A 23,102-nucleotide genomic window follows, 5' to 3' on the forward strand; every position below is an offset into this window, starting at 1 on the left:
GAAGTTGCCTGGACCGACTGCGGCTTCGGAGACGGCGCCTCACCGGGCGGCCGTCTTCCTCGAAAGCCTCACGCAAACCTCGTTCTTCCCGCGCGGCTCGCTCTCCACGGCATACCCTCTCCGTTGCGCTTCCACCTCGATCCAGGGGGGCACGTGGTCGCAGACCACCTCCAGCGCATCGAAACCGGCCCGGCAGATGAACTCCTGGAGGACCTGCTTGCTGCTGACAAAGGGTGTCTTTCCCTGGACCTCCTTGATCGAGACGAAGAATCTGCCGGGCGAGACCTCGACGGGCACGGGGATCTCCACGGTCTCCGCTGCCGCTGCGCTCTCCGCCTCCTCCTCGCCCTTCAGCACGCCGTCGAGAAACTCGACGGGTCTGCCGGGGACCTCCCATACGCTGCACCCTGCCTTCTCGAGTTCGAAGTAGACGGCGCCGCTCGCAGACTCCGCGACGAAGACCTTGCAGGGGCCGAGGAACTGGAGGAGTTCGCTCATCCTCGATCGCAGTTCCGCGAGCCCTCGGCTCCGGTTGAATGCGAGTTCCATCTCGCGCTCGGCCGTAAAGGAGGGTCCGCACCTCCTGTACACGACGACCTTTCCGGGTTCGGTGAACCTGCCGGAGAAACCGTCCGCATCCAAGAGCACTGCGATCTCTCCGACACCGCCGTGACCTTCGCACCTTTTGCACATCTAGATCACCAGGCGTTCCACGACGTTGCCGCCCTCGATATGCTCATCCAGGATCTCCTCGACGTCGTCGGGCGTGACCGACCCGTACCAGACGTTATCGGGGTAGACCACGACGATCGGCCCCTTCTCGCAGATGCCGAAGCAGCCGGTGTTGTTGATGAAGACCTCGCCGCCGAGTTCACGGTCCTCGATCTCTTCCATGAACTTCATCATGACGGTCACGCCGTCCTTGCTGTGGCAGAACCCTTTCTGCTGGCCGTTTGCGCGTGAACTCGTGCAGATGAAGATGTGACGTTCAGGCTTTTGCATTGGATACACCTCTTTCGTTGAGCAACTCTTCTTTCCGCAGTCTGCGGTAGGAACCGTACTTCGCTTCCAGCAGGGTGTTGGTGAATCGGTCGAGAAAGGCGAGGGTGCCCGTGTACCCGACCGAGAGGATCCTCTGCCCCCCGACCCGGTCGTGGACGGGGTAGCCCACCCTGAGTCCGGGGATCCCCTGCCGTTCGGTCAGGTACCGGCCGCCCGAGTGGCCGACGGCAAGGTTCGCCGACGTCCGCACCGCTGCGTCCTCGATCGTCACGAAATCCGCTTCTTCGAAGACGAGCGTTTCTTCCATCGCATCCTCGAGCAGGGGCTGCAGCAACGCGGATAGATCGCTCTCCTGCGTCCCGCTGGCGATGACGGCGGGGATCGAACCGTTCTCCAGACAGAGTTTTGCCAGGGCATAGACCAGTTCGGGTTCGCCGTAGATGACCGGCCGCGCCGCCGCGTTGATCTTGTGGGCGTCGGCCATCGCGTCGCAAAGCCATCCCCGCTCGAGCCTGAGGCTGTCAGGTACGGACTGCCCGCTGAGGTCCTTCAAGGTCCCGATAAACAGGTCCGTGCTGTCGAGGCCGATGGGGAGCGGGAGGTTGATCAGCGGGACACCGAACCGCTCTTCCAGGAAGCGACCGGGGGAGAGGTTGTCCGGGCAGGTGAGGCCGAACTGGATGGTGGCCCGCGCCCCGCTCATGCGTGCGATAGCGGCGGTCGGCGTGCCGCCCGGTGCGATCTTTTTGTACCGTCCCCCGAAGGGGCGGTCCAGCGTCAGGGAGTAGTCGGGCAGCAGTGTGTACTCAAGTCCCATGAGGTCGAGAATGCGTTTTATCTCCCTGATGTCGGCCGGACTGATGTTGGGGACGATGATGTTGATCCCCTGGTGGCGTTCGGTCGGCCGGGCGTAGTGGGCGATGACCGCTCGTGTCGTCGCCCAGAACCCCTCGGTGTGCGTGCCGCCGTAACTCGGCGTGGAGACGGGGATGATCTCGATGCCCCTGATATCTCGGTCCGTTTTGTAGGTCTCGACGAACCTCTTGATGTCGTCGCCCATGGTCTCGGCAAGGCAGCTCGTCAGGATGCCGATGACCTTCGGGCGGTAGACCCGGATCACGTTGTCCAGCGCGATTCTCAGGTTCGCCTCCCCTCCGAAGATCGCCTGCTTCTCGTTCAAGGACGAGGAGGCGATGTCTATCGGTTCGTTGAAGTGCTCGACGTTCGTAAGGCGCATGTAGGTGCTGCACCCCTGTGAACCGTGCACCAGTGCGATGGAGTCTTCGACGCCCCGGAGAGCAATGACGCCGCCAAGGGGCATGCACATGTGGCACTGGTTCTCATTGACCTGTCTTGCCCGTGACGTGACCTCGTGCCCGCTCATCCTTCCGCCTCCTCGAAGGGGTTCTTCTTCACCCGCTCCCAGACCGGGGAGCAGGTGGTGGCGTAGACCTCGCGGGCGAACCTGATCGCCCCGTCGAACCCGGCAAGACCGTCTTTGCGGTCGTGGTTGTGGTCGACGAAGCCTATGCCCAGTTTGTGCGCAAGGAAACGCTCTTTCACGCCGCCGGCCATCATGTCGACACCTTTCTCCAGCAGAAACTTCTCGATCTCGGCGGGGTTGGCGTCGTCGATCACGACCGTCCCCTCGCTGACGATGGCGCCGATCCGTTCGTAGTCTTCCTGCTTGCCGGTCTGCGTGCCGGTGAACATGACCTCCATGCCGAGTTCCTGCAGCTGGCGGATGATGGCGAGCGCCTTGAAAGCGCCGCCCACGTAGATCGCCGCCCGCTTTCCTGCGAGTTTCTCCCGGTACTTCTCGATGACCGGCCTGACCCTCCTCATCTCGCGCTCGATGAGCGCCTCCGTCCGGCGCGCTACCTCCTCGTCTCCGTAGAAACGGGCGATCTTACGCAGGCTTTCCGCGGTGTTCTCCGCGCCGAAGAAGTTCACGTCGATGTACGGGATGCCGTACTCCTTCTCCAGGCTCATCGCCACCCAGTGCATGGAGCCGCTGCACTGCACCAGGTTCAGGCATGCTCCGGGCGCTCTCTTCAGGGCTGCGACGGTCGAGTCCCCGGTGAAGGCCACGTTGATCTCGATGCCTATCTCCCGAAGGTAGCGCTCGACGAGCCACTTCTCGCCGCCCAGATTGTATTCCCCGAGGAAGTTGAGTTCCCGCGTTTTTTCGACCGTTTCCCCATCTTTTGGGCGGATCAACTTCAGCAGGGCTTCTCCTGCCGCCCGGTAGCCGACGATCTTGTTTCCCGATATGAAACCGCTCGACTCCACCGGGATCACGTCGATGCCGTGCCTCTCCGATGCCTCCTTGCAGACGGCGACGATATCGTCGCCGATCAACCCGACGACGCAGGTCGCGTAGACGAACATCGCCGGCGGGTGATACTTCTCGACGATCTCGTCGATACAGGCGACAAGTTTCTTTTCTCCACCAAAGACCACGTCCCTCTCTTTTAAGTCGGTGGAAAAACTCTGCCTGAAGATCTCCGAGCCGCTGGACAGACTGCCGCGGATATCCCACGTGTACGCCGCACACCCGATGGGGCCGTGGACGAGGTGGACCGCATCCGTCACCGGATTTAAGACCACCCTCGCCCCGGAGTATACGCAGGCCCGCTGGCTCACGGCCCCGGCCAGACTGTCGTCAGCGCAGTGAATCCGGCTTTTGTTCTTTCCCGTGGTCATGATGGAGAACTGCCGTTCATCGATGCACGCTGCAGGCTCGGCGGGCACAAAACATTCGTTCTCCATGTCTTCTCACCAATCTTACAGGATCAACTCGTAGTCTTCGTCCAGAGAGTCGCGGTCGCGCCTCTCAAGCAATGCGCTGCTGATCATCTCGATCAGCCGGAGGCACCCCCGGTAACCGACGATCGGCATCAGCGGGTGCACGGCCCGGTCGAATACGGGGAACCCGACCCTGATCAGGGGGATGTCCTCGGCCCGCGCGAGGTACTTGCCGTGCGTGTTGCCGATGAGGAGGTCCACCGGCTCCTCCTTGATCCACTGGTGGAGGTCGAAGAGATCCCCTTCGGCCTTGACCCTGCTTCCTTCTATCCCCGCTTCTTCGAACATCCCGTTGACGGTCTTTTCGAATCTGTTGCCCGGCGTTCCCGTAACGACGTACTTCGGGACCATGCCCATCGTGATGAGGAACTCCGCGAGCGGGATCAGGACATCCGGGTCCCCGTAGAGCGCCACCTTCTTCCCCTCGTACTGGAAGTGGGTGTCGATCAGGGTGTCGACGACCTGTCCCCTCTCGACTTCGAGGGATTCGGGCACGTCGACCCCGAACCCCTCCTTCACCGCCATGATCAGGTCGTCGGTCGCCCTGATCCCGATCGGGACCCTGAGGGGGACGCCGGGCACGCCGCACTTCGACTGAAGGGCCGCCGCCGCCTCGTCGGACGACCAGGCTCCGAGAGAAAAGGTCATCTTCGAGTTGCCCGAGTCCTTGATCGCCTCGATCGTCGCGCCGCCCCGGGGGTACATCTCGTAGGAGCCCCGCAACGGTGCGTCCATCACGCCCGTGGTGTCGGGATACATGATCGAGGGGACGCCCATTTCGGTTACGATCCTTTTTATCTCCCTCATATCCCCGGGGTTGACGAACCCCGGGAATATGTTTGCCTGCTCCTTCTTCGGACCGCCGTCCGACTCAGCAAGGTAGGAGACGATCCCCTTGCACATGTTCGCAAAGCCGGTGATGTGCGAGCCGTGGTAACTCGGCGTGTTGGCGTGGATGACGTACCGGCCTTCGGGGATCTCCGACTGCTTGATGATCGTCGGGATGTCGTCCCCGATGGTCTCGCTGAGGCATGTGGTGTGGACCGCGATGATCTCGGGGTCGTAGATCGCAAAGACGTTCTTTATCGCGGTCTTTAAGTTTGCAGCGCCGCCGAATACGGACGCCCCTTCGGTGAAGGAGCTTGTCGAGGCCATCGCGGGCTCGTGGAAGTGTCTGGACAATACCATCCGATGGTAGGAACAGCACCCCTGCGACCCGTGGCTGTGCGGGAGACAGCCGTGAATGCCGAGGGCTGCATACATCGCGCCGACCGGCTGACACGTCTTTACCGGGTTGATCTTTCCTGTCGTGTGCGCATCTTCGGGAAGCGGCTCTTTTGGTGTGCAGTCAAGCATTGTTTCATCACCTCTGTCAGGTTTTGCTCTGTTTCCAGGGCGCCGTGATCATCTTCCATGCGGGCGTGGAGAGCGAGTGCGCTATATCCTTTGCAAAGGTCACCGCACCCTTAAAGCACGTGTACGGACCGCTGTAGTCGTACGAGTGCATCTGCTTTGAGGGGAGGCCCATCTTGTGCGTGACGTACTTGTCCTTTATGCCGGTGAAGATCAGGTCGGGCTTGAAGATCTCGACCAGCCCTTCGGTCTCGAAGTGGTTGGCGTCGTCGATCATGATGCCGCCGTTCACCATGTCCGGGTACATTCCCTTGTAGTCGTTGAGGATGCCGGACGCGACCAGTTCGTCGTACTTCTCCTTCGACATGTTCAGGTGCAGGTGGGGTGCTCTGTACATCTCGGGGTCCGGTTCGAGGTGGAGCTCGGGGATGTTCTTTGAGTCCGCATCGCTCTTGATGGTCGGTATCACCTCACGCCCCTCGTAGTCGTCGCGGTGAGCGAACTCGTACCCCGCAACCATGACCTCCATGCCGAGATTCCTGAGCAGGAACTGGTAGTGATGGCTGCGCGACCCGCCGACGAAGACAAAGGCGGTCTTGCCCCTGCAGATCTTCTCGTACCGCTCGATCTCCGGCGTGACCGCGGCGAGTTCACGCTCTATGACGAGCTCGGTCCTTGCGATCAGTTCTTCGTCGCCGAAGCACCGTGCGATCTCACGGAGCGTGTCGATCGTCGCATCGATGCCGATGAAGTTCACCTTCAGCCAGGGGATGCCGTACTTCGTCTCCATCATCTCGGCGATGTAGTTGATCGAACGGTGGCACTGGACGAGGTTTAAGTGGGCCTTGTGCATGTTCTTGATGTTTACATAGGCCGAATCGCCGGTGAGTGTCGAGCCTATCGTGTAGCCGATCTCGTTGAGGAGTCTCTCGATCTCCCAGGTATCTCCGCCGATGTTGTACTCGCCGAGTATGTTGAGGACGTATTTCCCGTCAGGTTTCTCGGTGCCGGTTCCGATGATGCGTTCCATAACCTGGTTGTTGGCGATGTGGTGGCCGGCCGACTGGCTGACCCCCTTATAGCCCTCGCAGTTGTAATGGATCACCGGAATACCGTGCCTCTCCTCCGCCGCTTTTGCAATGGCGGCCAGATCGTCGCCGATGAGTCCGATCGGACACGTCGCGCAGATGTTGATGGCCCTCGGGTGGAAGATCGCCACGACCTCGTCGATCATCTTCGCAAGTTTCTTCTCGCCCCCAAAGACGATGTCGCTCTCCTGCATGTCGGTCGAGAAGCACATCGTCGAGTAGATCTGCTCGGGAGGAGTTTTCTCGTCGACCCGTGCTTTGTTCCGCCGTGTCCCCCAGCTGTAGTACGCGCACCCGATCGGGCCGTGGGTGATCGTGAGCATATCCTTGATCGGTCCGACGACCACGCCCTTGCATCCGGCGTAGCAGCATCCGCGCTGCGTTATGATCCCGGGAACCGTTCTGGTATTTGCCTCGATCTGCGGGCAGGAGCCGGCGGATACATCCTTTTTGACGATGTGTTTTTTCCTGTTCTTTTTTACTTTGTCCGGCATCGGTGCCAGTATATCGTCGACGTTTACGTCCGTCATCGTCATGTCTTCTGTCTCCTGTAGTCCTTACCAGATTGCAGCGTCACCGGATTCGCCCGTGCGGACACGGACTGCATCGGCCACAGGCGTCACGAAGATCTTCCCGTCGCCTGCACCGCGCTCCGTGCGGTTTGCCTTGATGATTGCGTCCACGATCCGCGGCACGTCCTCGTCGTAGGCGAGGATGGTGAACAGCCGCCGCGGGAACATTGTTTTGTCGTCGAGGAACGCGACGACCTGTTCTTCGGATTCCTCCCTCTCGATGACGTCGGTAGCGGCCATCCCCATGAGTTTCTCCTTGCAGGGGACGTTAATCTCCTCATGCGGCAGCAATTTTCCTCTGCCCATTGCTTTGACGGCGGTAAAGCCGGCGACGCCCGCCTCGATCAGGGCACGTTTCGTCGCACCGGTCTTTTTCATCCGCACGATGGCCATAATCTCTTTCATCGTTCGGCACCTCCGGTTCAGAGACCTTTCGTCCCCTTTGAGACGGTGTACGCCTCTTCCACGGGACTGATGAAGATCTTCCCGTCGCCGAAGTTGCCGTTAGGGCCGGTTCTGGCGGTCTTGAGGATTATATCCACGATCCTGTCCCTATCCTCGTCCTCTATCGCGACGAGGATGAGGGTTTTGGGGATCTCGTCGTAGTAGACGTCCCCCATCCTGATGCCCTTCTGTTTGCCGCGGCCCACGACGTCGACGACCGTTGCGGCATTGAATCCTCCTGCCGACAGGTTTTCGAGGACTTCGTCCTTCTTTTCAGGCCTGACTATCGCTCGTACAAACTGCATGCGCTTCACTCTCTGTCTGGTTGTTACAGGCCCAGGAACCCGTGCTCCATCATTAGTTCTTCAAGCCGGTCCTGCGTCATGGGCTCGGGAATGACAAACATCTTGTTGTTGTCGATGGCCCGGGCAAGGTTCCGGTACTCGTTCGCCTGGTTGGACTCGGGGTCGAAGTCGACGACCGTCTTTTTGTTGATCTCGGCACGTTGCACCAGGTTGTCGCGCGGGACGAAGTAGATCAACTGTGACCCGAGTTCCTTGGCGAACGCCTGCAGGAGTTCGAGTTCGTTGTCCACTTTTCGGCTGTTGCAGATGATGCCGCCGAGCCTGACGCCGCCGGTCTGGGCATACTTCCGAATGCCTTTGGAGATGTTGTTTGCGGCATAGAGAGCCATCAGTTCGCCCGAGGCAACGATGTAGATCTCCTGTGCCTTTCCTTCCCGGATCGGCATGGCGAAACCGCCGCAGACGACGTCGCCGAGCACGTCATAGAAGACGTAGTCGAGGTTGTCGGTGTATGCTCCGAGAGACTCGAGGAGGTTGATGGACGTGATGATCCCCCTGCCGGCGCAGCCGACCCCGGGTTCGGGGCCGCCCGATTCGACACAGCGGGTGTTCCCGAATCCGGATTTGAGGATCTCCTCGAGATCGATGTCGTCGCCTTCGTCCCGGAGGGTATCGAGAACCGTCTTCTGGCACAATCCGTGGAGCAGGAGCCGGGTAGAGTCGGCCTTCGGGTCGCACCCTACCACCATCACGTGCTTACCGGCCTCCGCGAGCGCTGCCACCGTGTTCTGCGTTGTCGTCGATTTGCCGATACCGCCTTTTCCATAGATTGCCACTTGTCTCATGGTGTTTTCCTCTTTCGTTGCCACCTGAATTGTCTGCATACAACTATTTATAATTTATGGAAGGAACATTCCTTCCTTCATTATATAAATATTTTTAATATAGGGGGGGCGGAGCCCTGCGCATCTGGGCAACGGCAGCAGGGGATGCTATTCCGCAGGCATTGTCCGGCCCCTGTGACCGACGGCGAAAACACAACCTGATGCGCGGAGAGCCGAAGTGATCGGAACGGCTGCCGTGAGAGAACGTGATGGGGAAATCGCCCTTCGCGTCGCGGTACTTCCGGTCCCGGCCCGGTGAAAGGGGGCCTGTGCTCGCACGGGAAGGGTTCATCGTCTGCGAACCGTTCCCGATCCATTCATATCGCTGGAGAGCAAACACCATAGCGTGGTGGACAACCATGACGGATCGTTTTGTACAGCCGCTGTACTCATGCCGAACGGCATACGGCGGGAAGGATTTGTGAACAGTCCGACTCTGATCGGCTGAAAAGCGAACGCTCAAACGACTATTCTGCGGTTCTTTGCACAGTCTCGCCTTCTGATTGCGGACGTTTTGCCGAACCGTCTGGTCTCTCCTTCCGGGTGGCCGCATGATGCAGTCAGGTGCGGGCATCCTGCTCGAAGGGCTCGCGGAACAGGGGGTGACGACCATCTTCGGGTACCCCGGTGCGACGGTCCTCTCCGTCTACGATGAACTCTACTGCTCGGAGATCCGGCACATTCTGGTAAGGCACGAGCAGGCGGCAGCGCACGCCGCCGACGGTTACGCGCGCGCGAGCGGCAGGACCGGGGTCTGTCTCGCAACGTCCGGCCCGGGGGCCTGCAACCTCGTCACGGGGATCGCGACGGCGTACATGGACTCGGTGCCCATGGTTGCGCTGACCGGGCAGGTCCCGACGACATCCATCGGGAACGACGCTTTCCAGGAGGCCGACATCACCGGTATCACCACCCCGATCACCAAGCAGAACTACCTCGTCAAACGAACGGAAGACCTCGCGCCAATCGTCCGTGAAGCCTTCTATATCAGCCGGACGGGGAGGTGCGGCCCGGTCCTTATCGATCTCCCGCGGGATGTGCTTGAGAGCCGGATCGAATACGACGGCGGACACCGGCAACCGGTCGTGAGAAAGGGCTATCGCCCGGTCCTCCGGGGGCACCGGATGCAGATCGAGAAGGCCGTCGCCGCCCTCGCAGCGGCCGAGCGGCCGGTCATCTACGCCGGGGGCGGGGTGGTGGCCTCCGGGGCGGCCCCGGAGGTCGTCGCGCTCGCGGAGACCATGCTCATCCCGGTGACGACAACCCTGATGGGGCTTGGGCTCATTCCCGGGGACCACCCGCTCAACCTCGGCATGCCCGGGATGCACGGAACGAGATACGCGAATGCCGCGATCACGGAGTGCGACCTCCTGCTTGCCGTCGGCGTGCGGTTCGACGATCGGGTTACCGGGCGGATCGAGACCTTCGCCCCCGGCGCCACGGTCGTGCACATCGATATCGATCCGGCGGAGATCGGAAAGAACAAACCGGTCGATATCCCCGTCGTCGGCGATGCGAAGGCCATCCTGGCGGAGATGCTCGGGCTCATGCAGAAGAGGAAGGAGCGCGATGCCTGGGTCAAGAGAGTCTCACAGGTGAAGGCGGAGCACCCCCTCCGCTGCCCGCTAGAAGGCGGTCTTCGCCCGCAACGGATCGTTCGGGCCCTCTGTTCGCTCCCGGACGGAGCCGGCATCATCGCAAGCGAGGTGGGCCAGAACCAGATGTGGACGGCGCAACACTACTGTTTCAAGCGGCCCCGGGCATGGATCTCGTCCGGTGGGCTCGGGACGATGGGCTACGGCCTTCCCGCGGCTATGGGGGCGCACTTCGCCCGCCCGGATGAGACGGTCTGTGTCATCGCGGGGGACGGCAGTCTCCAGATGAATATCCAGGAGTTCGGGACGATCGCCCAGTACAACATCCCCCTCAAGATCCTGGTCCTGAACAACCGGTACCTCGGCATGGTCCGTCAGTGGCAGGAACTCTTCTACGACCGTCGGTATGCCTGCACCGCCCTGCCTCCCCTGGATTTCGTCGGAGTTGCCCGGGCTTACGGCATCGAGGGCGAGACGGTCGAGGCCGATGAGGACGTGAGGGATGCGTTATCGAACGCACTCGATCATGCCGGCCCATACCTTATCGATTTCAGGATCGAGCGGGAGGAGAACGTCTTTCCCATGGTTCCCCCCGGTGCGGCGATCGACGCGATGATCGATCCGGGTGCGGGCTAAGCCGGAGGACACCGGGGAAGATTGCCCATCTTTTTTCCCCGGCGGGGCATGCCGCCAGGCGAGCCTGAGCGGATGAACCGAAAGAAGTTGATCCCCCTTTGCCTCCCGCGCTATCTGGGTGGGCGGCCATTCTGGGTCCGGCGTCATTTCGGTGCTCGGGGTAATGATCCGGCCGCCAGGGCGAGAACGGGAGATGAGGCGCCAGCAACGATCCCCGAGGCAGAAACAGCGAAATCTCGACAGATTTTTATGCCGATCTGGAGGATAAACTATATATGTACCGTTTCGTCGAACGGTTTGAGCACACCGTCTACATTGTGCTTATCATATTCCTGATGCTGCTGTTATTCTTTGCCCTCCTCGAACTGGGCTGGCTGGTGGTTGAGGGACTGTTCGACGACACTCTCTACAGATTCGATAGTCTGGACCTGTTCGATCTCCTCGGGCATTTTCTTCTGATTCTCATCGGTCTGGAACTTCTGGAGACGATAAAGGCGTACCTGAATCGGAGAGAGTTCCACGTCGAGACCATCATTCTCGTTGCGATCATTGCTATTGCAAGGAAAGTTATCCTCCTCGGTACGGCAACTGCGGGCGAGCTCATCGGTATCGGGCTGATTATCATCGCTCTCTGCGGCGGGTATTACTTCATACGCCAGGCAGGACTGCCGAGTTTTCTCTCGCCGCGCTATCCTGCGCCCTCATCTGAGGGCCGGGAAAAGCAGTGATCCGGCTTCTCTGGCGTTCGCGGTTTGACTGGTTCTCTCTCTTTTTCCCTACAGAGAGTGCATGCTCTGGTGTTTCGTTATCAATATGGGCCGATGCAGCTCGCGGCCATCGGGTTCTTGAACCCGGACTTCTACGGCCAGATCCACCGGACTCCCGGGTCGACGATGGAGACGGAGGTCCATGGTTTGTGTGGATGGATGCAAATGGTAGTATCACCGCCATGGATGCCGCGCCGTTCGGCGACGAGGCACAGGATCAGGTGCCGCCGTAGGGAGCTGAAAGGGTATCATAGCCGCCGATATTACGGGTATTTATGGGATTTCTCCCGGATTTTCTGTCTCAGGATACCTCTCGTAAAAAGGGTGGAATGCACTGCGGCGAGCAGACATGCCACAGTGTGCAGGGTCCTGCGTGGTCGATACGGTTCTCTTTGCTCTGTTGCGGTTCCTGCTCTGTTCTGCAGCCCGAAGGTCGAGCCCGGCGGTGCCGCATCCCGGGGTTGCGTCCATGCCGCGGTGGATGCCGAACTCGCGGGCATTATGCCCCGCTTCCGTTACCCGCCGGCTGAGACACGGTAGACCTCCCACCGGCCGGTGTTGTTGCCCATCCAGACGATCTCGCCGTTGGAGACGTCCGGGTAAGATTGATCGTACTGGTCCTGCGTAACCGGCGATTCCATTCCGGTGGTGATGTTATACATGTAGATGTCGTGGTTTCCGCTCCGCAGGTCCGAGTAGACCACGAGGTTGCCGTCGACCGCAACGGAGTCCGGTAGATCCGACTCTCCGGTAATCTCCGTCGTGTTGTCTTCTTCCACGTCGTAGAGATACACGGCGCTCCGGTTGCCGAGGAAGCCGATCCAGGCGACGTACCGGCCGTCGCTCGATACGTCCGGGTAGCGGTCGTCACCGGAACCGCCTAGGGAGGTTCCTTCAGATTCCCCGACAGGCGCCACTACGATGTTGAAATCTCCACTCTCGGTTGCGTTATCCGCCCAGGCCGTTGTATTCCCGCCGATGGCCGTCTCCATCTGGTAGGAGTTATCGGTGACCACGGGTATGGTGCTCTCGTTTGCAATCGCATAGAGGTACACGTCGCTCGACCCGGTCGTAAGGTTCGTCCAGATGATGTAGCCCTGCGAGGCACCCGGGTCCAGTTGCGTCCCGCCGCTTTCATCCGTCACCTGCTGCAGCCCGCCCGAAGAGATGTCGTAGAGGTAAATGCTGATGTCTCCTGTCCCGGGGTCTTGCCCCGACCAGACCGCGTTGCTTTCAGCGATGGCAAGTTGGTGCGGCACGCCGAGAGGAACCGATGTGGCGTTGGATATGGTCGAGGTATTCTCTGAGGAGATGCTGTAGAGTTCCACCGAGAGCGATTCGTTTTGCGAATCGTTGAGAACCCAGAGGATGTTGTCTCCGGATATTGCGGGGAACATCTTGTCCGCCGGACCGCTCGATACCTGTGTTGCGGCACCTGTCGGGACGCTCTGCAGGGGCTGTGTCGTCGGTGACTGCGGAGGTGTGATTGTCGGCGGTGACGGACGCTGGGGCAGGGCTGTCGGGGGCGATGTCTGTGCTGGTGTGGGCGTTGCGGTTTGTGTCGGCGTCGCCGTCGGTGTCTGGTTGGATGTTGCCGTTACCGTTGCATTTGGCGTCGCGGTCTGCGTCGGTGTCTGGTTGGGTGTTGCCGTTGGAGTCGGTGTCACCGTTGTCACCGGGGGGGGCTCGGCTATCGGCGGTTCTACCACTATCGGCGGCCCGATTATCGGCGGGCGGGTGGGCACGGCCGTCGGCGTCGGTGTCGGCGGAATCTGGACTTCCGGCGGTTGATCCGGCTGTATGGGGAGTGGCATTGCTGAGACAAGTCCCATCGCGCAGACGACGATGACGAGGATCGCGGCCGTCACCCCGAACGTTATCACTCTCATATGTTTCACCTTCCTTGACTGTTGTCGTTTCTCCGTCTCGTTCTCAGGGGGAGAGCCCTGTTGCATGCGATCACGATCCCGCATATGTTGTCCTCTCTTCCTTGCGCCCGGGTCTGTGCACCCCTCTCTGCCTGTTCTCAAATGGGGTGGATCCTCCTGTAGACGATCGCGGGGAAGATATCTGCGGTACAATGATCGCACGCCGCGGCGGGATTGGGGACGGAGTATATATAGATGCCTGCGGCGGCTGTGGTGAATTTCGTGCGATTCCCGATTTGGGAAGCGGCGGCGGGAGAGTGGTTCTGTCCGGCAGGGGTGCTGAACGATGTCGTCATTCCTGAGGGGCGGATGCCTCCGGGGTCGCGAGTTGGGGTGTGGCGGGATCGGCTATCGATACGGAGATGAGAAAGGACATGGGAGTAAGTGAGAGAGCTGCTGCATACCTTGATACGCTGGCACTTGGCAGTGCTGTACAAGCAAGGAATTCAAGCCTTTCAGGGAGTTCAGATCGAGTGAATCCCGTCTTTCTGTTCATTCCGAGGTGTGTTTGTTATAGGTCCCACCGTTTTTCAATACACCGATAACAGAAGTTAAGTGTTGGTTTGAAGGTGGCACTTATTTGCGTATAGTATTCGATATCCCAGTCATGCTCTTTCTCGGCAATCAATCCCTTGAATACGTTCCCGGCACTCCCGGCGATGCAGTCGGTAAGCCCGTCCTGGACAAGGAGCATGATATCCTGACGATCTTTTATTCCATAATCCATGAGGGTGGTGAGCCGTTCCAGTTCCATCGAGACGGACTGTATCAGGTTGGCCGGTTCGTCATCTCTAGGCATTGCAAGGACGAAGATATGAGCCACACTCAAGGTCGATCAGTTGTATGCTCAAGCGACGATCATATAAGGGGTCTTGTGGGTTTCGTAACCTTTGTAGTCTGTCGTCTAAGTCTTCCGATATGCACGCGTTGAGGTAGCCACGCTGTCTGAGGGCATCCCTCAGTCTGAGCAGGTCACTCTTTCTCTCCTGGTAGAACGAGCCATAAATGCCGATGGGAAGTTCTCGCTTCATTCTTTCAAAACGAATGCGAGCTGCGTTCTGTCTGGTTGAGTGTCCCCTCGGAGGTGCCATTAAGAAAGTATTATCATCTCGATATTATAACAATTAGTTACATAATACTAACTAATGTTGGCGATAGGGTTAATATTCGTTAGCCATATGTAATCGATATCTATGTTGAGGTGAGGTATGGAGCAGGCAGTCGTCGAAAAATTCCTGAATGAGATCCCCTATGAAGCTAGGGTTGCCGTGATGGAGCTGAATAACGACCTGCGGTGGGCCGTGTACATAGCCCTGGTACTTGAAGGCAGGAAGTACTTCAGCGAGATAAAAGAGGAGTTCAAGGCGAATCCGAACACGATCGGTCCGGTTCTGAAAGGTCTCGTCGACGGCGGGCTTGTAGCACGAAAGATAGCCAAGTTCGAGGATTTCGTGGATAAACGGAAGGTGTTCTACGAGCCGACCGATATAGGGCTGCGGCTGTTTGAGGTGCTGAACGATGTTGCCATCCCAGAGGGGCGGGCGCCTCGGGAGTTGCGTGTTGGGGGTATGGCGGGATCGACCATTGGCATAGGGGCACGAAAATATACAGGAATACGGCGGGAATACGTGGGACAACCTAATGAGTTGGTGTTAAGAGGTGCCTCAAAGTCGTATAAACCCTGGAAAGCAACCAGAGAGAGACGAGGTCGGGCTTCGTGGAGAAGCAGAGCGAAACAGCCCGGGTTGGTTTAACCAGGCGGATCAGGTCCTTTTCCTTCTCCACTTTAAGAACACGCCTGTAGAGGGCATCGTGGATCCGGAAATTACCCTGTTCTCTTAGCCGGTCCATCTCCTCTGCAAGCGAGGAGGCCTGCCCTTCGTACTTTGCCCGGAACAGCAGTCCGATAATGCCGGTTTATGTTAATTCTTCCAATTTCAAACTTCCGCCAAATGCCCGGCGAACCGATCGGAAGAGTCGTTCTAGCCCGCCTAATCTGCTCTATGGGCATACCTGAATCGCGCCAACGTCTTTGATCCCCATAAAAACACCACGATCACAGCCGTGATGGCAATGAGCCCATAGCCGATAACCCCGTCATACAGTTCGAAAGCTGAACGACTACCGGGAAATATGCTCCTTCCGGTATTGGTCACGGCATGAAAGAGTATGGCTGCAAAGACGCTTTTTTCAGTGTTGTTATAGAGCCAGACAGTCAGAATCCGGAAACTAACGGCCAGCATAACTCCTCCCCATATAATCAGTCCCAGGGTCTGGCCAATTGCAATCTCCGACGGGAAATGCCATACCGCATGAATCAACCCAATGATGAGGCTGGCTGTCAGTGCGGTGTATCGGGCTTGCATAGGATCGGTGACATATCCCGTATAGCCAAGCTCTTCACCTGCAGCGGCAAAAAAGTACGCAATAAAGAGGAGCGGTGTAAATAGGGGCGGGTTCCAAACAGTTGGGACCGGCAGCCCGACGAGACGCATTGTCACGTAGGTCAGAACGTAGATAAACGGCATCAAGAAAATGATGGGAACATACCAGACTTTTTTCGTGATCCTCTTATAATCGAAGGCTCTTTTCAACAGATTCTTTACCCCTGAAAGTTTCTCTTCCCGGTACACAAGGATGGATGCCGCTATCATCGGGGTAAAAGTGGCCACAATGTCTGTCACGGGAAGATTATCCACAGAAAGATTCACCGGGTAAATGACATTAAGCACCCAAAGTGGAATAGAAAGAGCGTAAACCAATATAAAAAATAGAAATGGTGACCTTTTTGATGTGCTGTTGTTCGGGGCTTGCAGTCTCATCGGTGGGTGAAACCAGTTTGATCATATAAAAAAAGCTCCTTTTTCCTTCTTTCTATGAAGTCATCCTAGTATTCTCCCGATCATGACACTGCATGCCACGTGAATCATCCCAGGAACAAGTGCTCACAGCATTTATATCGAGGAGTACTCTTCTTGAACGCCTCAACCCCTTGCTCAGGGTGATCCCGTGCGATGCTTGGAGTCCCGTCACGAACTCGTTGATGAGGTCGGCGTCGTCGCGAGTATGTCTCTGGCCAGGGCTTCCCCGGACGGTGTGCTGGCGTAGGTTCTATCGATGTGATGAACTCTCTGTCTGTTTGGGTTGGTGCTATGCACACTCCCATGCAAGGGGGGTCGGAACAGGGATATAAAACCTTTTAGAGACAAATTTGAGCCTGAAAACAGATGCTGCTAAGGGGATTCGAACCCCTGTCGTCGGCGTGAAAGGCCGACATGATTGGCCTCTACACTATAGCAGCATGCACGATGTTGCCATACAACTTCGATGCCGGGAGATAAAAAAGTTGTGCCGGGGGAGCCGGGCGGATTCGATGACGGCCTGCCATTCCCCGGGGTGTGTACGCGCCGTCGTCCACCTTACCCGCATCCGCCGGGGCGGCGGGGCTTTTGCTTCGTGAGCGCCGCGACGAGGTGCTCCGTGCCGGCAAACCCGAGCGTCCTCTGGCTGCCGTGCATCATGTCCAGGTGCTCGATCCCGAGGGATGCGGCAAGGGGCTTCTCGAGCATGCCGCCGAAGACCAGGTCGATCCGGCAGGTCTTGAGCCTCTCCCGGATCTCCTCCTGCTCCGGCTCGATCAGGATCTCGCACTCCGGGCCGGCCAGGTCCTTCAGCCGGTCCAGGGTGTCCGAATCGAAGTCCACGACGATGAGAGACGGTGCAAGGCCGAGACCTGCGAGGAAGAGAGTCATGGAGATTGCCCGCGTCGGCCCGCTGACGATCGCCACTCGCCGGCCGGCGAGGACCTCGCGGCAGGCGCCGTCGGTGTCGGGGTCGTGCCCCGCGTAGTGCGGAAGCCCGAGGGATTCGGCGATATGGTCCAGGAACCGGACGGTGGCGGCGTGCCCGACAGGGATGTCGGCGACGATGAACGGGGTACCGCAGACCTGTTCGAGCACCTCTGCGGCCTCCTTCCCCGCCGGTTCGCAGACGACGATGTTGAGCGCCGCAGAACCCAGGCGCTCGATCTCTTCGACCGTTGCGTCGGCGGTGAGCGCCGCGTTGACCCGGACGCCGATGAGGTCGAGGATGCGCACGAGCTCCCGCAGGTCCGGTCCGCCTCGGAGAAGGCCTATCAGGTTGACGGACCGCTCGTTTGCCCCGCACGGTTCACAGACGAACTCCTCGACGAGCCGACAGAGGGTCTCGCTGTAGCCTGTCCGGAAGTCGCCCTCGAATCCCCCGGCTTCGATCCCGACGACCCGTGCGTCGGTCGAGGCGGCTTTCACCGCGGCGGCGATGTCCTCGCCGATGATGCTTGAGACGCAGCAGGAAAGGACCGCGATGAGATCGGGCCGCAGCTTCGCATCGAGTTCTTCGATGGCTTCTTTGAGTTTCTCCTCGGCGCCGAAGATGACGTCGTGCTCGTCAAGGCACGTCGAGTAGATCTCGGACGGGCGGTCGCCCCGCATCCCGAGGATGTAGTTGATATGGTAGACGCAGCCCTTCGGCCCGTGGACGAGCACGGCACACCGTTTGATGGTTGCGAGCGCCTTTATTGCGCCGAAGAGCTTGCACGTCGCCCGGGGGATCTTCACTGCCCTGGTGGTCATCGTAACCATCCTTCATCGATTTGGCCCGGCTCTGATCTTGCACGGGGCGGAACGGTTACCCCTGTCTTGTTCTGCATACTACATATACATGCGAGGCGCCCGTGAGATCAGCAAACGGTTAGAAAAAAGGATCTTTCTGAAAGACCCTTTCCCCTCACTCGTAGACCGGGGTCCCTTCCTTCTGGGTGACGGTCTTGAAGGCCGCCATCAACTGCCGGGTGACGGGACCGGGTTTCCCGTTCCCGATGACGCGGCCGTCGATCTCACGGATCGGCCCGATCTCCGCCGCGGTCCCGGTGACGAAGACCTCGTCGGCCGCATAGAGATCGAAGTAGCCGAGGTTCCGCTCGATGACGGTAAGCCCCATCGACGCCGCGATCTCCAGCACGACCAGACGGGTGACGCCGCGCAGGTTGTTTAATGTCGGCGGGGTGATGAGGACGCCGTTCTTGACGAGGAAGAGGTTGTCCCCCGATCCCTCGGCAATATGACCCTGGGTGTCGAAGAAGATCGCCTCGTCCACACCCATGTGGTTCGCCTCGATCTTTGCGAGGATGTTGTTTAAGTAATTGAGGCTCTTGACGTTCGGCGGCATCGATTCCGGCGGAGTGCGCCGGACCGAGACGCAGATCGCCCGAAGGCCCTTCTCGTAGAGGTCGCCGTACATGGCGCCCCACGTGACGGCGATGACGATGACGGTCGGTTTCGGGCATTTTCGGGGGTCAAGGCCGAGGTCGCCCCTGCCCCGCGTCACGATCGGGCGGATGTAGGCGTCTTTTAAGTTATTTCGCCGCAATGTCTCCTTGATCGCTTCGGCCATCTCCTCCTTCGTGATCGCGACGGCAAGGTCGATCGTCTTTGCCGAGTCGTAAAGCCGTGCGAGATGTTCGTCGAGACGGAAAACCCTCCCGTTGTAGGCGCGTATCCCTTCGAAAACGCCGTCGCCGTAGAGGAGGCCGTGGTCGAAGACCGAGACCTTCGCCTCTTCCTCGGGGACATATTTACCGTCAAGGTAGATTATCATGCAATACGTGTGGTCCCGGTTCGTTTGTATGTTTTGCGTTTTATACCGTTCGCGCCCGTCTTAGGTTCGGCAGCAGTCCACAAAATGCGCGAGCATCCCCCGGCTCGTCACCGGGTGGAGGTGAGTGTAACTCCCGATCGTCCGGTCCCGCACCGCACCGTCGAGCCCGTCCCGGATCCCGCTCCCGCGGCTCAGCCGGTAGGCGTAGCGGGTCTCCAAAGAGAGATCGACACTGCTGTAGTGAAACTCATGGCCCCGGAACGTCGCCTCGCCCATGGGGCTCCCGGCCGCGCTCGTCCCCACCACGTAACCAAGCATCCGCCGGGCCGGCATCCTCGTTGTGCCGGGAAAGACACCGGCGAGGTCGTAGGCCCTCTCCGTCTTTGCGTCCATAAAGCCCGGGGCGAGCACCATCCGGTCGGTGAGGTAGATGAGCCCCCCGCACTCCGCGTAGATTGGAGTGCCGTTCCGGGAGACCTCGCGAATCCCCTCCCGCACCGCGGTGTTCGCCTCGAGTTCGGGGCCGAAGACCTCCGGGTAGCCGCCGCCGAGGATGTAGCCGTCGGCCTCCGGCAGGGAGTCGTGAAGCGGGGAGAACGGGACCGCTTCCGCCCCGAGCGATGAGAGTACGTCGAAGAGATCGGCGTAGTAGAAGTTGAAGGCCTCGTCCAGGGCGACGCCGACCCGAACGTCCGTCTCGCCGGTCGCCGCGTAAAGGGGGCTCTCTTCCGCCGGCAGTTCAGTCTCGCGGGCGAGCGCGAGCAGGGCGTCGAGATCGACGTGATCGGCGATCATCCGCTTCACCGCCTCGATACGCCTCTGAAACTCCCCGTGCCCCTGCCCTTCCCGATAGGGCACAAGGCCGAGGTGGCGCATCGCAAGTTCCATCTCCGCCGTCCGGGGGACGGCGCCGACGACCGGGATGCCGCAGTAGTGCTCGATCGCCCGGATAGCCTTTTCCTGGTGGCGGGCGCCGGTGATGTTGTTTAAGATGACCCCCCTGATCGTGACGTCCGGGTCGAAGACCTGGAATCCCCTCACGATCGCCGCCGCGCTCCGGGTGATGCTCCGGGCGTTGACGACCAGAACAACCGGCAGGTTGAGTTGCTTTGCAATCGCGGCCGTGCTCCCGAGGTCGGTGAGGGCCTCCGCACCTTCAAAGAGCCCCCGCACCCCCTCGACCACGGCGATATCCGCTCCCCGGCACCCGTGCGCAAAGACCGCCCGGACCTCGTCGGGGTTCATCACGTAGCCATCCAGGTTCCGGCAGGGCCGTCCCGTCACCCCGGCAAGGTACGATGGGTCGATGTAGTCCATCCCCACCTTGAAGGTCTGGACGGACCGGGTGGCTGAAAGGAGGGCCGAAAGCGCAAGGGTGATGCTCGTCTTTCCGCTTCCGGAACGGTCACCGGCCACGAGGAAGGACTTCATCGCATGCTCCGCAGGATCGCCCCGAACTCGCTCTCGACGATCTCCCGGACACCAAGGGTCTTCGGGTGCAGGTCGATCTCGACCATGACGTGCCGGTGGCCCATCTCCCGGAGCGGCTCAACCTGCCGGGGGCCGTTCGTGACCGAGAAGACCTCGATACCTTCCGTGTACTCCGACGGGACGGCGTGCGGCACCCCGACGAGGAGGGCGAAGTCGGGTTTGAGTTCCCTGATTCGCTCCCCGATCGCGGGGCCGTTCGCCCCGTACTCGTCCAGAGCCCCGAGAAGTTCCGGGTCGACCCCCCGCCCCCGCATCCCGGCAACGATCCGGGCGGCATCCTCCCGCACCTTCGGGAGGCCCCGGTCTTCGAGGTTTGCGATATACGTGACCGCGGCATCCGGGCAGGCATCGTGGAGGGCGAGGAGCTCGTCGGCAAACATATAGGCGGTCTCTTTCTTCGCGTTCATGACCGCAACCCCTCTTGCACCGGCGGCGGCGAGTTCCACGAGGCGACCGGCTGCAACATGCTTGAGGTCGCCGCGCGAGGGCTCGATGTAGGTCCGGGAGGCCGCTCCCCGCAGCCGTTCGACCTCGTTTGCTTTCGCGAGAAGGTAGCGCTGCCGTTCCAGTTCGTCGCCGCTGATCCATCCGGCGGTCGCCGCCGGTTCGAGCGCTGCGAGCACGCCGTCGATGTTCTCCCGGAACCCGGCATGAATATCCACGGCAATCGCCGGGGTCTCGATCCCGGAATCCTCGATTGCGGACTGGAGGTCCTCTCCGATGATCATCGCAACACACGTCCCGACGACCGCTATCCGCCGGGGGCGAAATGTCTCCTCCGCATAGCGGAGCACCTGCACGAGCGGATCGTGCCCGCCGAAGATGAACTCGTTGTCGGCGAGCGAGGTCGTCAGCACCCGCATGCCGTCCTCCTCAAGGAGCCGGGCGTGCTTGAACGAACAGCCCGACGGACCGTGAAGGATCGCCACGTCCACCCCCAGGTCGCGGGCGGTGTAGAGCGCCGCGACGATGGAACTTGGTCTCGGTTGAATGTAATGCATATTATCGCCATGTCTTTACTGCAAGGACGATTGCTCCCGCCGGGGTTATCTCCCGGGCAAGGTCCAGCCCCATCTCGAGCGTCGCGGCGGTATGCTCCTCTCCAGGCCACGCCTCCCCGACGTAGACGGTCGCCGCCGGGTCGACGGCAGATACCGTCCGCCGGACCTCCTCCGTCGGGAACCCTTCGCAGATCGCCCGCGCCTCTTCGCCGATGACGAGCGTCAGGGCGCCGTCGCCGGCAAGGGTCCTCGCATAGCGGGCGGCTTCAACGGTGGTGGCCATGTTCGTCCCGCTGTTTGCGTTGTCGAGGATCAGACGTTTTCCCTCCCATCTGGTCGCCATTCTGCCGGAGAGAGCCGTGAACCCCGCAAGCGGCGCAGGATCGATCCCGAGCACACAGGCGGTCGCGGCCGCGAACGAGAGCGCCGGACGGTAGCCGACGAGGGTGCAGAGCGGATTTTCGAAGGTACCGGCGACCCCGTTTCCGGCGTATCGACAGGTCTCGCCGTCGAAGGACACGACCTCGTCGGCGACGACCGTCCGCCCCGGAAGGTCGATCCCCGGCGGAAGCACGACCGTCCTCGCCCGGGAGAGCAGCCGGCATTTCTCCGTTATCGCGTGTTTCTTCCCTGCCGCGATCGGGTAGTCTTCCGTCGAGGTCAGCACCGCCACGTCTCCGGCGGCCGTAACCCCGAGCGACTCTTCGGCAATCAACCAGCCCCCTATCCGCTCCGCTTCGCGCGCCGCCGCGATCAATGAAGCGGGCGTGATGCTCTTCTTCCAGAGGCGTTCCCGCTCCGGGTAGCGGTAGGTCCCGGTCGATGTGTGCAGGATGCCCGGGCCCGGCAGCAGCGAGGCGAGGGCATGGGCGGTGGTGGTCTTCCCCCGCGCCCCGGTGATCTCAATGAAGGGGTGCGGGAGGAGCCGGTCGCCGAGGACCCGCCTCACCATCTCGTGGTGCGAGACCACAGGGCCATGCTGCCGGAGGAGGGGGTGATCCGGGTCGAGGTGCACCGGCGCGGTGACGAGGTCGTAAGTGCGGGCGAGCGCCTCCTCTACGGGGATGCCGGTCTTTCCGCGGTAGACGTCCACCTCGTCCACCTGGTGGCCGGCACCACGGAGCGCCCCGGCGAGTTCCGCCCCGCCGTGGATGGTGTCCAGCACCAGGATTCGCATGCTCCTAGGCCTTCAGTTCGGTGATCGCGTCGGATGCGTTCTTCAGCATCAGTTCGGCGAGGAGCGGGTCGCTGCCGATAGGGTTTGCGTAGACAAGCGGCACGGTCCTGCCGTTCAGCCGAAACTCACCTCTCCTGGAGTCTTCGGGAAGGCCGAGAAGTTCGGGAATATCCCGGTTGATGTGAATGCCCCGTGCGAGGAAGAGCGGGACGACGACCAGCATGTCGATATCCTCGCCCCGGAACGCCTCCAGTTGCTCCTCCACCGTCGGGGTGTTGAGGCTCATGAAGCCGGGTTTGACGATATATTCATCGGCTTTTTTGGCGATGAGGTTTGCGGTGGTCTCGATGAGTTCCTTATTGTAGGGGAGTTTGCTCCCGTGACCGATCAGTAACATCCCTTTTTTACTCATAT

The 23,102-nt window shown here is 60.3% G+C and carries 23 protein-coding genes and 1 tRNA gene; 4 read left to right on the forward strand and 20 right to left on the reverse strand.

Going from position 1 to position 23,102, the window contains the following annotated elements; translation table 11 throughout:
* Positions 1-39 precede the first annotated feature (39 nt).
* The 9 genes from BRA42_RS13645 to nifH are packed head-to-tail and all read right to left on the reverse strand — an operon-like array spanning position 40 to position 8,417.
* A complete protein-coding gene (locus tag BRA42_RS13645; protein WP_342771304.1) occupies positions 40-648 on the reverse strand; it encodes a Fe-only nitrogenase accessory AnfO family protein in 609 nt (202 codons plus the stop codon).
* Between the two features lie 45 nt (positions 649-693).
* Positions 694-1,002, reverse strand: a complete 309-nt coding sequence (locus BRA42_RS13650) for a 2Fe-2S ferredoxin (protein WP_292410170.1) — start codon at positions 1,000-1,002, stop codon at positions 694-696.
* The gene (locus BRA42_RS13655; protein ID WP_292410168.1) at positions 989-2,386 is read right to left on the reverse strand and encodes a nitrogenase component 1; all 1,398 of its coding nucleotides are present in this window, start codon (positions 2,384-2,386) and stop codon (positions 989-991) included. Before BRA42_RS13655 ends, BRA42_RS13650 begins: the two co-directional genes overlap by 14 nt.
* Positions 2,383-3,774: a nitrogenase iron-molybdenum cofactor biosynthesis protein NifE gene (gene nifE, locus BRA42_RS13660; RefSeq protein ID WP_342771305.1), complete on the reverse strand. Its 1,392-nt coding sequence runs from the start codon at positions 3,772-3,774 to the stop codon at positions 2,383-2,385. Before nifE ends, BRA42_RS13655 begins: the two co-directional genes overlap by 4 nt.
* A gap of 15 nt (positions 3,775-3,789) precedes the next feature.
* Complete coding sequence (locus tag BRA42_RS13665) at positions 3,790-5,166, reverse strand: nitrogenase component 1 (RefSeq protein ID WP_342771306.1); 1,377 nt, start codon at positions 5,164-5,166, stop codon at positions 3,790-3,792.
* A 16-nt stretch (positions 5,167-5,182) separates the two neighbouring features.
* Complete coding sequence (gene nifD, locus BRA42_RS13670) at positions 5,183-6,787, reverse strand: nitrogenase molybdenum-iron protein alpha chain (protein WP_342770868.1); 1,605 nt, start codon at positions 6,785-6,787, stop codon at positions 5,183-5,185.
* Positions 6,788-6,808: 21 nt separating this feature from the next.
* Positions 6,809-7,228 carry a P-II family nitrogen regulator gene (locus tag BRA42_RS13675; RefSeq protein WP_292410159.1) on the reverse strand — a complete coding sequence of 140 codons (420 nt, stop codon included), beginning with the start codon at positions 7,226-7,228 and terminating at the stop codon, positions 6,809-6,811.
* Between the two features lie 17 nt (positions 7,229-7,245).
* Positions 7,246-7,572 (reverse strand): P-II family nitrogen regulator, encoded by a 327-nt coding sequence (locus BRA42_RS13680; RefSeq protein WP_292410158.1) that lies wholly within the window; start codon positions 7,570-7,572, stop codon positions 7,246-7,248.
* 23 nt (positions 7,573-7,595) lie between these two features.
* Positions 7,596-8,417 carry a nitrogenase iron protein gene (nifH, locus tag BRA42_RS13685; protein WP_342685978.1) on the reverse strand — a complete coding sequence of 274 codons (822 nt, stop codon included), beginning with the start codon at positions 8,415-8,417 and terminating at the stop codon, positions 7,596-7,598.
* A gap of 593 nt (positions 8,418-9,010) precedes the next feature.
* Between nifH and ilvB the strand changes: the two genes are divergently transcribed.
* Positions 9,011-10,687, forward strand: coding sequence for a biosynthetic-type acetolactate synthase large subunit (gene ilvB / locus BRA42_RS13690; RefSeq protein WP_342771319.1), 1,677 nt, complete (start codon positions 9,011-9,013; stop codon positions 10,685-10,687).
* Between the two features lie 275 nt (positions 10,688-10,962).
* Positions 10,963-11,415 (forward strand): phosphate-starvation-inducible PsiE family protein, encoded by a 453-nt coding sequence (locus tag BRA42_RS13695; protein ID WP_292410154.1) that lies wholly within the window; start codon positions 10,963-10,965, stop codon positions 11,413-11,415.
* 554 nt (positions 11,416-11,969) lie between these two features.
* Here BRA42_RS13695 and BRA42_RS13700 read toward each other — a convergent pair.
* A complete protein-coding gene (locus BRA42_RS13700; protein ID WP_292410152.1) occupies positions 11,970-12,851 on the reverse strand; it encodes a TolB family protein in 882 nt (293 codons plus the stop codon).
* A 1-nt stretch (position 12,852) separates the two neighbouring features.
* Between BRA42_RS13700 and BRA42_RS13705 the strand changes: the two genes are divergently transcribed.
* Positions 12,853-13,245 carry a hypothetical protein gene (locus BRA42_RS13705; RefSeq protein WP_342770871.1) on the forward strand — a complete coding sequence of 131 codons (393 nt, stop codon included), beginning with the start codon at positions 12,853-12,855 and terminating at the stop codon, positions 13,243-13,245.
* 648 nt (positions 13,246-13,893) lie between these two features.
* Here the strand turns inward: BRA42_RS13705 and BRA42_RS13710 are convergent.
* Entirely contained in the window at positions 13,894-14,181 is a 288-nt protein-coding gene (locus BRA42_RS13710; RefSeq protein ID WP_292410148.1) for a hypothetical protein, read from the reverse strand.
* Between the two features lie 409 nt (positions 14,182-14,590).
* On the opposite strand from BRA42_RS13710, the gene BRA42_RS13715 reads away from it, so the two are divergent.
* Positions 14,591-15,136 carry a MarR family winged helix-turn-helix transcriptional regulator gene (locus tag BRA42_RS13715; RefSeq protein WP_292410146.1) on the forward strand — a complete coding sequence of 182 codons (546 nt, stop codon included), beginning with the start codon at positions 14,591-14,593 and terminating at the stop codon, positions 15,134-15,136.
* On the opposite strand, the gene BRA42_RS14575 is transcribed toward BRA42_RS13715, so the two are convergent.
* The 9 genes from BRA42_RS14575 to cfbA all read right to left on the reverse strand — a co-directional run bounded on the left by BRA42_RS14575 (position 15,021) and on the right by cfbA (position 23,100).
* The gene (locus BRA42_RS14575; RefSeq protein WP_394339251.1) at positions 15,021-15,293 is read right to left on the reverse strand and encodes a DUF3368 domain-containing protein; all 273 of its coding nucleotides are present in this window, start codon (positions 15,291-15,293) and stop codon (positions 15,021-15,023) included. The two genes, BRA42_RS13715 and BRA42_RS14575, sit on opposite strands and share 116 nt — an antisense overlap.
* Before the next feature lie 80 nt (positions 15,294-15,373).
* Positions 15,374-16,204, reverse strand: a complete 831-nt coding sequence (locus tag BRA42_RS13720; RefSeq protein WP_342770872.1) for a CPBP family intramembrane glutamic endopeptidase — start codon at positions 16,202-16,204, stop codon at positions 15,374-15,376.
* Positions 16,205-16,610: 406 nt separating this feature from the next.
* Positions 16,611-16,683 (reverse strand) — tRNA-Glu (locus BRA42_RS13725).
* 118 nt (positions 16,684-16,801) lie between these two features.
* Positions 16,802-17,995, reverse strand: coding sequence for a nitrogenase component 1 (locus tag BRA42_RS13730; RefSeq protein WP_292410142.1), 1,194 nt, complete (start codon positions 17,993-17,995; stop codon positions 16,802-16,804).
* A gap of 154 nt (positions 17,996-18,149) precedes the next feature.
* Positions 18,150-19,019: a branched-chain-amino-acid transaminase gene (gene ilvE / locus BRA42_RS13735; protein WP_292410140.1), complete on the reverse strand. Its 870-nt coding sequence runs from the start codon at positions 19,017-19,019 to the stop codon at positions 18,150-18,152.
* 60 nt (positions 19,020-19,079) lie between these two features.
* Positions 19,080-20,450, reverse strand: a complete 1,371-nt coding sequence (gene cfbB, locus BRA42_RS13740) for a Ni-sirohydrochlorin a,c-diamide synthase (protein ID WP_292410139.1) — start codon at positions 20,448-20,450, stop codon at positions 19,080-19,082.
* Positions 20,447-21,511, reverse strand: a complete 1,065-nt coding sequence (gene cfbD, locus BRA42_RS13745; protein ID WP_292410137.1) for a Ni-sirohydrochlorin a,c-diamide reductive cyclase catalytic subunit — start codon at positions 21,509-21,511, stop codon at positions 20,447-20,449. The genes cfbB and cfbD overlap by 4 nt, the downstream gene beginning before the upstream one ends.
* 1 nt (position 21,512) lies before the next feature.
* The gene (gene cfbE, locus BRA42_RS13750; RefSeq protein WP_292410135.1) at positions 21,513-22,688 is read right to left on the reverse strand and encodes a coenzyme F430 synthase; all 1,176 of its coding nucleotides are present in this window, start codon (positions 22,686-22,688) and stop codon (positions 21,513-21,515) included.
* Between the two features lie 4 nt (positions 22,689-22,692).
* A complete protein-coding gene (gene cfbA, locus BRA42_RS13755) occupies positions 22,693-23,100 on the reverse strand; it encodes a sirohydrochlorin nickelochelatase (RefSeq protein WP_292410133.1) in 408 nt (135 codons plus the stop codon).
* Positions 23,101-23,102: the final 2 nt, after the last annotated feature.

Origin of the sequence: Methanoculleus sp. UBA374, from assembly GCA_002508705.1 — an archaeon.
Taxonomy (GTDB): Archaea; Halobacteriota; Methanomicrobia; order Methanomicrobiales; family Methanoculleaceae; genus Methanoculleus; species Methanoculleus palmolei.

Coding starts and splice junctions, on each gene's coding strand:
- BRA42_RS13650 (WP_292410170.1), bottom strand. CDS start 1,002: ATGCAAAAGCCTGAACGTCACATCTTCATCTGCACGAGTTCACGCGCA.
- cfbD (WP_292410137.1), bottom strand. CDS start 21,511: ATGCATTACATTCAACCGAGACCAAGTTCCATCGTCGCGGCGCTCTAC.
- BRA42_RS13695 (WP_292410154.1), top strand. CDS start 10,963: ATGTACCGTTTCGTCGAACGGTTTGAGCACACCGTCTACATTGTGCTT.
- cfbA (WP_292410133.1), bottom strand. CDS start 23,100: ATGAGTAAAAAAGGGATGTTACTGATCGGTCACGGGAGCAAACTCCCC.
- ilvE (WP_292410140.1), bottom strand. CDS start 19,019: ATGATAATCTACCTTGACGGTAAATATGTCCCCGAGGAAGAGGCGAAG.
- nifE (WP_342771305.1), bottom strand. CDS start 3,774: ATGGAGAACGAATGTTTTGTGCCCGCCGAGCCTGCAGCGTGCATCGAT.
- cfbE (WP_292410135.1), bottom strand. CDS start 22,688: ATGCGAATCCTGGTGCTGGACACCATCCACGGCGGGGCGGAACTCGCC.
- BRA42_RS13715 (WP_292410146.1), top strand. CDS start 14,591: ATGGAGCAGGCAGTCGTCGAAAAATTCCTGAATGAGATCCCCTATGAA.
- BRA42_RS13675 (WP_292410159.1), bottom strand. CDS start 7,228: ATGAAAGAGATTATGGCCATCGTGCGGATGAAAAAGACCGGTGCGACG.
- ilvB (WP_342771319.1), top strand. CDS start 9,011: ATGCAGTCAGGTGCGGGCATCCTGCTCGAAGGGCTCGCGGAACAGGGG.
- BRA42_RS13730 (WP_292410142.1), bottom strand. CDS start 17,995: ATGACCACCAGGGCAGTGAAGATCCCCCGGGCGACGTGCAAGCTCTTC.
- BRA42_RS13680 (WP_292410158.1), bottom strand. CDS start 7,572: ATGCAGTTTGTACGAGCGATAGTCAGGCCTGAAAAGAAGGACGAAGTC.
- BRA42_RS13655 (WP_292410168.1), bottom strand. CDS start 2,386: ATGAGCGGGCACGAGGTCACGTCACGGGCAAGACAGGTCAATGAGAAC.
- nifD (WP_342770868.1), bottom strand. CDS start 6,787: ATGACGATGACGGACGTAAACGTCGACGATATACTGGCACCGATGCCG.
- BRA42_RS13700 (WP_292410152.1), bottom strand. CDS start 12,851: ATGTTCCCCGCAATATCCGGAGACAACATCCTCTGGGTTCTCAACGAT.
- BRA42_RS13710 (WP_292410148.1), bottom strand. CDS start 14,181: ATGCCTAGAGATGACGAACCGGCCAACCTGATACAGTCCGTCTCGATG.
- cfbB (WP_292410139.1), bottom strand. CDS start 20,450: ATGAAGTCCTTCCTCGTGGCCGGTGACCGTTCCGGAAGCGGAAAGACG.
- BRA42_RS13720 (WP_342770872.1), bottom strand. CDS start 16,204: ATGAGACTGCAAGCCCCGAACAACAGCACATCAAAAAGGTCACCATTT.
- BRA42_RS13665 (WP_342771306.1), bottom strand. CDS start 5,166: ATGCTTGACTGCACACCAAAAGAGCCGCTTCCCGAAGATGCGCACACG.
- nifH (WP_342685978.1), bottom strand. CDS start 8,417: ATGAGACAAGTGGCAATCTATGGAAAAGGCGGTATCGGCAAATCGACG.